The organism is Pseudarthrobacter sp. NPDC080039, assembly GCF_040702335.1.
Lineage (GTDB): Bacteria > Actinomycetota > Actinomycetes > Actinomycetales > Micrococcaceae > Arthrobacter > Arthrobacter enclensis_A.
The window spans coordinates 66995-73108 of sequence record NZ_JBFBKY010000019.1 but is presented as its reverse complement, the minus strand read 5'-3'; the positions used below and the strand labels follow the sequence as shown (position 1 = coordinate 73108).

General features: G+C 65.1%; 7 protein-coding genes. 2 read left to right on the top strand and 5 right to left on the bottom strand.

The annotated features are described in order from the left end of the window. On the top strand, nucleotides 1–315 hold a 315-nt coding region (locus AB0313_RS17160; RefSeq protein ID WP_366307006.1), incomplete at its 5' end, for a hypothetical protein. A gap of 211 nt (nucleotides 316–526) precedes the next feature. On the opposite strand, the gene AB0313_RS17155 is transcribed toward AB0313_RS17160, so the two are convergent. Both AB0313_RS17155 and AB0313_RS17150 read right to left on the bottom strand, forming a co-directional pair. Continuing rightward, on the bottom strand, nucleotides 527–1252 hold the full coding sequence (locus AB0313_RS17155; protein WP_366307004.1) for an excalibur calcium-binding domain-containing protein: 726 nt from the start codon (nucleotides 1250–1252) through the stop codon (nucleotides 527–529). Between the two features lie 68 nt (nucleotides 1253–1320). Continuing rightward, entirely contained in the window at nucleotides 1321–2631 is a 1311-nt protein-coding gene (locus tag AB0313_RS17150) for a DUF1524 domain-containing protein (protein WP_366307002.1), read from the bottom strand. A 274-nt stretch (nucleotides 2632–2905) separates the two neighbouring features. On the opposite strand from AB0313_RS17150, the gene AB0313_RS17145 reads away from it, so the two are divergent. Then, nucleotides 2906–3304 (top strand): VOC family protein, encoded by a 399-nt coding sequence (locus AB0313_RS17145; RefSeq protein ID WP_141943242.1) that lies wholly within the window; start codon nucleotides 2906–2908, stop codon nucleotides 3302–3304. A gap of 18 nt (nucleotides 3305–3322) precedes the next feature. Here AB0313_RS17145 and AB0313_RS17140 read toward each other — a convergent pair whose 3' ends face one another. The 3 genes from AB0313_RS17140 to AB0313_RS17130 are packed head-to-tail and all read right to left on the bottom strand — an operon-like array spanning nucleotide 3323 to nucleotide 6091. Next, a complete protein-coding gene (locus AB0313_RS17140; RefSeq protein ID WP_307312533.1) occupies nucleotides 3323–4348 on the bottom strand; it encodes a substrate-binding domain-containing protein in 1026 nt (341 codons plus the stop codon). A gap of 34 nt (nucleotides 4349–4382) precedes the next feature. Beyond that, nucleotides 4383–5114, bottom strand: a complete 732-nt coding sequence (locus tag AB0313_RS17135) for a cupin domain-containing protein (protein WP_141943245.1) — start codon at nucleotides 5112–5114, stop codon at nucleotides 4383–4385. A gap of 2 nt (nucleotides 5115–5116) precedes the next feature. After that, nucleotides 5117–6091 carry a PmoA family protein gene (locus AB0313_RS17130; RefSeq protein ID WP_366306999.1) on the bottom strand — a complete coding sequence of 325 codons (975 nt, stop codon included), beginning with the start codon at nucleotides 6089–6091 and terminating at the stop codon, nucleotides 5117–5119. Nucleotides 6092–6114 lie beyond the last annotated feature (23 nt).

Sequence of the window (6114 nt, the reverse complement as noted above, 5' to 3'; positions counted from 1 at the left end):
GGTATCAACAAACTTGGCACACTATTGAGTTCTCAAACAACAGACACACCCGGCACCACCCAAACCAACGTTCAGGATCGCTCCGGAGCAACTTTCCAAACTTACCCGATCCCACCCGGCTTTGCAAACCACGTTTTCCGCAGTCACACCGTGAAGAACCAGCCCCCACCCACAACAGCACGCCACAAAAGCGAACCATTTTCCAGGCCGTTCAAGAAGGGGGTTTGGCCGCTATCTTTCCGCATCAGCGGCGGCGACTCAGAAAACAATACCCGCACCCACGCCCAACCGCAAATCGGCTGTCCAAGGTGCTAGATCCGCGAAATCCAGCGGCGTACAAGGCCGTGGAGCTTCCTACGGGGCTTCCACCGCCAATATTTTCAGATGTGTGGTGCAGCACATGGGCCCGACTACCTTCCTCCTCCAGATGTGCCCTCCCTGCCGAGAAGCGGGCCGAAGACGAGCGAGCCGCGGATACCCCCAAATTGGAAGCATCCGCGGCTCGTCCCAGTTCTATCGGACTGGACTAACGCTCACAGGCCACTCCGTCACCGTCCCGGTCCAGCGCGGAGCGGTAACCCGGCTGCCCCCTGTACAGCGGCGCAGCGCCAGCAGCCTTGGCGGCCGTGCAGTTGGCGTAGTAAGCAGCCGCGGGCGCAGCAGGAACGGAGACAGGGGCGGGTGCCGGAGCTTGAGCAGCCTGCTGGGCAGCGGTTGCCTGGTCGGCAGCCGCCTGGTCCGTGGCAGCCTTTGCAGCGGCTGCCTGATCAGCGGCGGCTTTATCCGCTGCCGCCTTGTCTGCTGCGGCCTTTGCAGCAGCGGCCTTCTCGGCTGCAGCCTTGTCAGCTGCCGCCTTGTCGGCAGCAGCTTTCTCCGCAGCCAGGTCATCGAGGCTCTTGACGCCCAGGCGCACGGGGGACCCCTTCGGCGCCTGTGCACCGGAGGCAGGGTCCTGGGACATGACCTGCCAGTTCTTCTTTATATCGATTGATTTGCCGTGCGCCGTGTCCGCGGCTTCAACCTTGAACCCGAGCTTCTCCAGCTGGTCCGTTGCCTTATCCAGCGTCAGGTTCAAAACACCCGGAACCGTGACCATGTCTGTCGTTGCCGAAACAGAGGTTGCCGTTGCAGTTGCCGTTGGCTGCGTCGCAGCCTGCTTGCCGCCGCAACCGGTCAACATGAGCCCGGCCAGAACTGCCAGGGCCAGCGTCTTCTTCAACCTGCCGGCGGCAGTACTGAACTGTTCTTTCATAATTCCCCCTAGGAATGCATGTGATGGTGGTGAACATTGGGGCCCGGGCGATGCCGGGCGGAAGCCGCCTACTCGCAGGCGATGCCGTCCGAGTCGCGGTCCAGCGCTGATCGGTAGCCCGGTTGGCCGGCGTAGAGCGGGGCAGCTCCGGCTGCCCTCGCGGCCGTGCAGTTGGCGTAGTAGACACCAGCACGTGCGGGAGCAACGGGCGACGGCGCAACCGGAGCCGGAGCCGGAGCCGGAGCGTTAGCTGCGGGTGCCGGTTCGGCAACAACCGGAGCCTGCTGGTTTGTCGGAGCCAGCTGACCGGAACAGTCGCCAAGGACCCGGGCCATCGCGTCGTGCTCGGCCTGGGTGACCCACAGCCTGTACGTCGCCTTCACCGAAATCTGCCGCGCAACGTACTCGCACCGGAAGCCCTTGTTTGGCGGCAGCCAGGTGGCCGCGTCGCCGTCGCCCTTCTTGATGTTGGTGGGCCCGTCGGTGGCCTGCAGATTCAGGGGATCATTGGCGAACGCCATGCGCTGTTCCGGCGTGAGCTGCTGCGCACCCTTTTGCCAGGCGTCACTCAGCGCCACCACATGGTCGATCTGCACGGCACTGCTCGTGGCCGAGCCGCGGACAAAGCTGATGGTGGTGCCGGTGTAAGGATCCGTCAGGGTACCCGACTTCACCTTGCACGCCACACTGTTCGTGTACGCGATATCGGTGAGGTCCCGCTTGAGGATGTCATTGCGGGTATCGCAACCGTTCCGGTCCACGTCCGCCCATGCCTGGCCGAACCGGGCCCGGTCATACCCCGTCTTCGGCGCACGGCCCTTGATGGCAAGGGTGGCCAGCAGGTCGATGGCGTTCGTGGCGTAGGCAGGTTGCTGATTCGGCGCAGCCGCGGTGACGCCGGCGGCCAGGGCATACGGTTTCTCCGGGTCCAGCGGTTCCCCGGATTCCTGAGCCGAGGAAGTTGGCGCGGACGACGGCGATGCCTTGGCTGTTGCGGTCAGGCTCGCACCCGCGGGCCGGACCTTGGCAGTGCTCTCCGAGGACGCGGCTTCAAGGTCCGCGCCGGCAACACGCGGCAGCGCGACCGCACCGGCGGTGAAGAGCGCCAACGATGCGGCGATCGCGAACGCGCCCGCTTTGCGTTTCGCGGGCAGCCAGGCCCAGGAGCGCCGTCCCGTCAGGATGACGTACAGGCCCGTAAGCGCGATCGAAATTCCCAGGAACATCAGGGCACCGCCAAGGCCGCCACTTAATGCTCCGAGAAACATGAACAGAGCGGTGATGCCGGCAACAACAAAAGTTGAAACCCGCGGGTTCCGCGGCGGCTTCGGTGCCGGGGCAGAAGAAGTAAACCCGAAAGGGGTTTGATAATCGGACATTTTTCCCCATTTGGACGGGGCCCGGATGACGGCGCCCCCGCATTTGCCGGGCCTGCTGCTAAGCCCGGCAAAACTCGTCGTGGACGAGCGTATGCCCCATCAGACGCCGGAAACCGTTCCTTAAGGCATCCTCAGCTAACCTTCAGCCAGTCTTGATGGGACCTTGAGGAAAGCCCGTCGCAATCTGGTCCCAACCCTTAACAATTCAAGCCACGGCCCGATGATCGCCGCTGGTGCCGTTCCCCCAGGTCGGCGCGAAGCTAGAGTGGCCCGCATGCAGATGCGCCTTGAAGTTGTACAGGTTCCGGTCTCCGACGTGGACAGGTCCAAAGCGTTCTACACCGAGAAACTGGGCTTCGTCCTGGACCACGATGTGGAACACATCCCAGGCATGCGCGTGGTCCAGTTGACTCCCCCGGGCTCGGCCGCGTCCGTGGTCATCGGCACCGGCATGACCACCATGGCGCCGGGCAGCCTGGAGGGACTGCAGCTGGTAGTTCCGGACATCACGGCGGTGCGGGGCGAGCTGGTCCGTCGCGGCGCTGACATCAGCGAGATCCAGGATCTGGGCGGCGTGCTCTTCGCCTACTTCAGCGATCCCGACGGCAACCGCTGGGTGATGCAGGGACAGACCCGGCAGGACATCCGGGACGCCCACAAAACCCAAGGATGAACCGTCAGGGATGGGGTGCTACTTCGCGGGCGGCGGGGCCGTGGAGCCCCGCACCACCAGCTCCGTGCCAAGCTCGATGCGCTGGGGCAGTTCCTCGTCCCCATCGAGATGGCGGAGCAGCGCCCTCATTGCAGTCTCGGCCATCTGCACTACGGGCTGGCGGATGGTGGTCAGGCCGGGCTCGATCCATTCGGCCGCCGGAATGTCATCAAAACCGATGATGGACAAGTCTTCCGGAATGCGACGGCCGGCAGCGCGCGCAGCCCGGTAGGCACCGAGGGCCTGGCCGTCGTTGCCGGTGAAGATCGCCGTGGGTGGGTCCGGAAGTTCCAGCAGTTTCCGGGTGGCAGCTTCGCCCGCCTCAATGGAGAAGTCGCCCGGAACCATCAAAGCCGGATCCAGGGCAATGCCTGCGCGGCGCAGCGCCGAAATGTAACCGTCCTCGCGGGCGCTGCTGCACTGCAGGTCCTCGCGGCCTCCGATCATGGCGATCCGCCTATGCCCCAACTGCAGCAGGTGCTCTGTTGCCGAGTACCCGCCTTCCCAGTTGGCCGCCCCCACGGTGGTCAGGTCCGGCCCGGGTTGTCCCACGGGATCTATCAGCACTACCGGTATTCCCAGGGACTTCACACGCTGGATCTGCTTGGCATCCAACTGGTACACAGCCATCAGCAGGCCGTCGGATTTCCGCTCGGCGAGGTTCGCCAGCCAGGGCCGGATGCGCGAGCCGTCCAGGCTCAGGCTGCTGACGACAGTCCCGTACCCGGCATCCTGCGCCACCCGTTCAACGCCCTCGATGATTTCCAGCGCCCACTCTGAACCCAGGCCCGGGAACACCAGGTCCACCAGTCCGGCCTTCTGCCTGCGCTTGGCGGGCCGCCGAGCGTAGTCGCGCCTGGCAATGATTTCCTCCACCCGCGCCCGGGTCTCCGCCGCCACATGCGCGTGCCCATTCAACACCTTGGACACCGTGGGAACGGAAACTCCTGCCTCCCGGGCAATCTCGCTGATCGTCGCTCGCCTGGTGTCCTGCTTGCTCACCACCGGAACCGCCCTTTCACCCGGGACGCGCCCGGTGCTAGTTATCGGAAAGTTCCCACGTCTGGATCCGGCCGCACATGCCGTAGATTCTGCGGTTTTCCCGTTTTCCCATCGTAGTTCGCGCGTTCCCCAGATGGAAACTTTCTGCCATGTCGAGGGAAGCAAGCTGCTGCCGCGTAAGTTCGGCCTGCCGGGCGGCTCCCGCTGCCACCATGTCGGCCCACGCTGCGGTGCTGCGGGACACCAGCCGGGCCGCCGCCGCGTGGAACCCCGCAAGTGCTGACGGCCCGGAGACCCGCACAGCCTCTTTCAGCGCGAAGTACCCTTCCAAAGCCAGATCACGACGGCGGCGGGCGGCTTCCTCTCCGGCCGCCAGTCCGGCGTCGGCATCCTTGTGCTCCAGGGCGGCTGCGCGTCGGTAGCGGTCAATGTCCCCGAGATGCTCCGGCGGGAAAGTCATCACAGCGTCGCCATGTTCGGGAAGTCCGGCGTTCTGCATCACCACCAGGATCTTCAGGTCGCCCGAGTCGTTGATGGCGCGGTGCACGGTGCCGGGCGTAAACCACAGCACCGCTCCCGGTTCCAGCGGACTGGATGTGAATCCGCGTGAGTCCAGGGTTTCCAGCCGGCCGGATCCCTCAAGCACCACATACGCTTCGGTAGACGCCGTGTGCAGGTGCGGTGACCCTCCGGCTGCTCCGTCGGCCCCGGGCCAGTCGTAGACGCTGATCTCGGAAAGGCCGGTGGCACCCGGGAACGAAGAAACCACGCTCACCGCCAGCTGCGGAGCGCCGCCTCTGCGGCACAGGCCAGGGCCGCGGCACGCGGGGCGTCCACTCCGCCGTCGGCAATCACCACCGCATAGCGGTAGGTGAGCGGCGAGCCCTCCCGCAGCGGCACTTCCGCACTGAAAAATGGTGCCGAGCCCAGGCAGGCGAACATGGAGGACCTTGCAAACCATTGGTTGGGCGCCCCGGGGTTGGAACTGTCCTCCACGAACGCGATCGTTGAGGACCGGCAGGTGCCGTCATGCTTGCCGGTGAAGGCGATCCACGGCGACCGGGTGCCCATGAACTCATCGGTCCCGGTGGCGTCCTGGCTGCGGAACTCTCCACCGGTGAAGGACCGGGGACCGCGCCAGAAGAGGCCGCCGTAGCCGGCATTCTCCCTCCCTTCGGTGGTGGGACTGCCGATCCGGAGGTCCGTGCCGGAGACGTTGCTCATCCTTGATTCGAAAAGTATGGCGTAGGCGCCGGCGGTACCGCCGGCGCTCTCGTCCTCCAGGAGCTGGATGCTGAACCGGCGGCTCTCCGCAATGACCGGCCCTCCTTCCTGGGACGTCCAGGTGAGTGACTCAGACGCAGTGATGCCCGTGCCGGACTGGTCGATTCCCGTGAAGGATTCGTGGGTCATGGCGCCGTTGTTGTCCAGGTTGGCGTATTCCGTGGCCCGCGTATAGGTGGCCCCGCCCCAGAAGTTGTGCGGCCCTACGTTGGGGAGCGCCCAGGACAGCCCCTTGTGCCAGACGTGGTCCCAGGGACGGGAAATGGTGACCTCATCGCCGCCCAGGGTGGTGAGCGGATGGAAGAACGGGCGCGGGCTTTCGTACTGGTCGTCGGTCGGCTTGTAGGTATAGGTGGCGATGGGGCGTCCGTCCGCGGTGAAGGTGAGGGCGGTGCCGTCATCCTCAAAGCTGAGCCTGGCGGTGGAGACGGGAGACGGAGCGGTGGCTGAAGATGTGGTCACGAAGGGTCCTTTGGAAGTGGAAA